Annotated in this window: 6 protein-coding genes and 1 pseudogene; 3 read left to right on the top strand and 4 right to left on the bottom strand. The window is 52.0% G+C overall.

Features of this window, described 5'->3' with window-relative positions; all coding sequences use genetic code 11:
- From ACP5J3_RS12670 to ACP5J3_RS12680, 3 genes are all read left to right on the top strand, one after another.
- Positions 1 to 364, top strand: a 364-nt coding sequence (locus ACP5J3_RS12670; protein ID WP_428496018.1) for a nicotinamide-nucleotide adenylyltransferase, incomplete at its 5' end; no start/stop codon positions are given.
- 59 nt (positions 365 to 423) lie between these two features.
- Positions 424 to 576 (top strand): hypothetical protein, encoded by a 153-nt coding sequence (locus ACP5J3_RS12675; protein WP_263246244.1) that lies wholly within the window; start codon positions 424 to 426, stop codon positions 574 to 576.
- Between the two features lie 32 nt (positions 577 to 608).
- A complete protein-coding gene (locus ACP5J3_RS12680) occupies positions 609 to 1,001 on the top strand; it encodes a hypothetical protein (protein ID WP_428496019.1) in 393 nt (130 codons plus the stop codon).
- A gap of 271 nt (positions 1,002 to 1,272) precedes the next feature.
- On the opposite strand, the gene ACP5J3_RS12685 is transcribed toward ACP5J3_RS12680, so the two are convergent.
- From ACP5J3_RS12685 to ACP5J3_RS12700, 4 genes and pseudogenes are all read right to left on the bottom strand, one after another.
- On the bottom strand, positions 1,273 to 1,704 hold the full coding sequence (locus ACP5J3_RS12685) for a hypothetical protein (RefSeq protein ID WP_428496020.1): 432 nt from the start codon (positions 1,702 to 1,704) through the stop codon (positions 1,273 to 1,275).
- A gap of 61 nt (positions 1,705 to 1,765) precedes the next feature.
- Positions 1,766 to 2,104: a nucleotidyltransferase domain-containing protein gene (locus tag ACP5J3_RS12690; protein WP_428496021.1), complete on the bottom strand. Its 339-nt coding sequence runs from the start codon at positions 2,102 to 2,104 to the stop codon at positions 1,766 to 1,768.
- Positions 2,095 to 2,433, bottom strand: a complete 339-nt coding sequence (locus tag ACP5J3_RS12695) for a HEPN domain-containing protein (RefSeq protein ID WP_428496022.1) — start codon at positions 2,431 to 2,433, stop codon at positions 2,095 to 2,097. The genes ACP5J3_RS12690 and ACP5J3_RS12695 overlap by 10 nt, the downstream gene beginning before the upstream one ends.
- A gap of 50 nt (positions 2,434 to 2,483) precedes the next feature.
- Positions 2,484 to 2,669 (bottom strand): annotated as a pseudogene (locus ACP5J3_RS12700) (AsnC family transcriptional regulator); the annotation flags it as partial.

A 2,669-nucleotide genomic window follows, 5' to 3' on the forward strand; every position in this document is an offset into this window, starting at 1 on the left:
GGAGGCACTCCGCGAGGGCGGCGTGGACCTCTCCCGCGTGGTGGCTATACCTGTGGCCAACGTGGAGAACAACCTAGAGTGGCTGGGCCGTGTGAAGTCTCTGGCGCCTCCCTTCCACGTGGTGTACACAGGGAACCCCTACGTGGCGCTCCTATTCAGAGAGGCGGGGTATGAAGTCAGGCAGCAACCCATGTACCAGAGGGAGATCTACAGCTCCACAAGGGTGAGGGAGCTCATGCTGAGGGGCGACCCCCGCTGGGAGGAGCTGGTCCCGAGGTCTGTGGCGGCTGTTATAAAAGCCGTAGGCGGGCTGGAGAGGCTGAAGACGGCGGCGCTGGGGGAGGCGGAGCCCCACAAGTGGTGAAGCATTGTACCTCCCAAACCGCTACGGAACATTTTTTAAAATGGATACACGCCGCGGACATGGCGATGGTGAGAGACGTTCTGGGGCCGCACGCATACATGCTGACCCGATACGGAGTCGCTCCAGACGACGACGTGTCAACAGCCTACGAGAAACTACGACGCAACGCCCCTCACCTCGCCAACTTACTTGCCGAGGTAGTCAAGCTCTAATCAAGCTATAATAGAGACATCTTTTTTACTTCATGGATGATTTGGAGAACGAGATAAAGATTATCCAGCAGATTGACGACTTTCTAAAGACGGTGAGATGTGAAGGCCTTCGGGTCCTGGCCATGATATACTTCGCGAACAAACATATAAAATGGATAGACGCCGTAGACGCGTTGCCCTACGGCTTTGTAAACCCCACCTTCTACACCTTCGCCGTGAAACTGGAGAAATACGGACTGGTGCAGAGAAGGCGGCTGGACATAAAGACGTACCTCAGAATCACAGAGAAGGGGAAGAAGCTAGTGGAAACACTAATAGAAATGTCACAACAGCCAAAAAACACTGAAAATGAAAATAAAACAAATAAAGAACAAACAAATAATACAACTAATGAACTAGATAAAAAAGAACATAAACTACAGTAGACAAAACACTATGTTGTACAAATATTATCAAATTCAAAAGAGTTTTAGATATCCTAATGGCCAGGTATCCGGGGGAACCACGTCCCGTTGACTTATATCGATATAGATTTGATGTTAGTAAAGCGTGTTAGTTTGCCCAAGCTAACACTGCATGAAACCCCGGCGTGTATTGAAACGCGCCGTTAACAGACAATATTTCAACTGTCTCGTGGAGTGTTAATGCGGGAGAGTAGAAACATCGGCGTGAACCCGCCGTGTGTTAAAACCGCAACTACGGCGCCACCGGGAGGCCCTTGGACATCAACACCGACACAACCTTTGAGGTCAGCTCATATGTAGAGGCGATGTTGGTATTCAACACTCTCAGCTGGTTGCTAATCAAGTCTAGCCTATCTCTCAAGTCTCTATGCATACTCCTCACGTCCTCCCTTAGAGCGGCTACCTCATTTCTTAGAGCCGTTACCTCATTTTTTAGAGTCGCCACCTCATTTCTAAGATTTTTCAACTCTGTCTCCATGTTCCCAACGTTAGACGCCAAGTTTTCAAGCTTTGTATTCATAGCTTTGAGATGTTCAAGTATTGAGGTGAGTAGTAGAATCTGGATATCGTCTTTGTCGAGTTTTTTCTCCTTAGCCAGAGCTTGAATTACCGCGATGGGGTCTACGCTTTTTGCAACTGTGCCTATAATCTCTGATATATCCATGAGAAGCTCTGCGCCGGAGTATAAAAATATTTTTGAGAACAGCGCCGTGGGCGAGGCCCCACTACACCTCTACGTAGACGTCTAGAAATTGGAGATACCACGCGAACTGCTCCGGCGTGGCTATGTGTAGCTCGATTGGGGAGTAGGGGCTCAGAATCCTCCCGAGCTCGGCTCTGACGAGGAGGCGCCCCTCCTCGGTCTCTGCAAGACTGGTGACTACAAGCACATCCACGTCGCTGTCCGGGCGGTGGGCCCCTCTGGCGAAGCTACCAAAGACATAGACCTGGGCCCCGGGGTCCAGCTCCCGTGCCCTAGCTCTGAGCCTCTCCAACGTGGCCCAGAGATTGCGGAGCTCCTCGGCCCTCCTCTCCCAGAGCCGCCTGTATAGCTCTAGAGACATGACAGCGCGCGGAGCGCCCTCTCCACCTCTCGATACGCCCGGTGGGCGCTTTCCCTGGAGTATCTCACCGGAATGTAGCGCGACCCTATGTATGCGTCTTCCAATAGGTCAATCACTAGGGGGTCTATTTCAACCTCTGCGCCGAGCTCCGCGAACAGCTGTTTAAGACTGTGGGTTTTTGGAAAGTCGCCGTACTTCTCGTAGAGCTTGTACTTAAGGCAGAGCTGTAGGGCCTGCTCTAGGTGGAAAAGCACCAGATTGTACTCCCCCATCTCCAGCATCGCCCCGGCGGCTCTCCAATATCTCGAATTCTCTAGAAGAAAACTCACGGCTTAGTGAGAGTCGTGGTTTTTAAACTAGGGCGCCGTGAAGCGCGGCGCTAGATACGCGGGGGCCGTAATTCGTAGTTGACGAGTAGGTGTATCTGTGCGTCGGGGTCTGCCGACCTTATTTTTCTGACGAATTCCGCGGCTGTTCCTAGGTCTGGGAAGGCTACTGCGTAGAAGCCTGTGGCGTATGCGAAGCATTTGAAAAACTTGTGCGCGGCGTACGCGCCGAGGGGGGC

The sequence above is a fragment of the Pyrobaculum sp. genome (assembly GCF_049971835.1).
In the GTDB taxonomy this organism is placed as follows: domain Archaea; phylum Thermoproteota; class Thermoprotei; order Thermoproteales; family Thermoproteaceae; genus Pyrobaculum.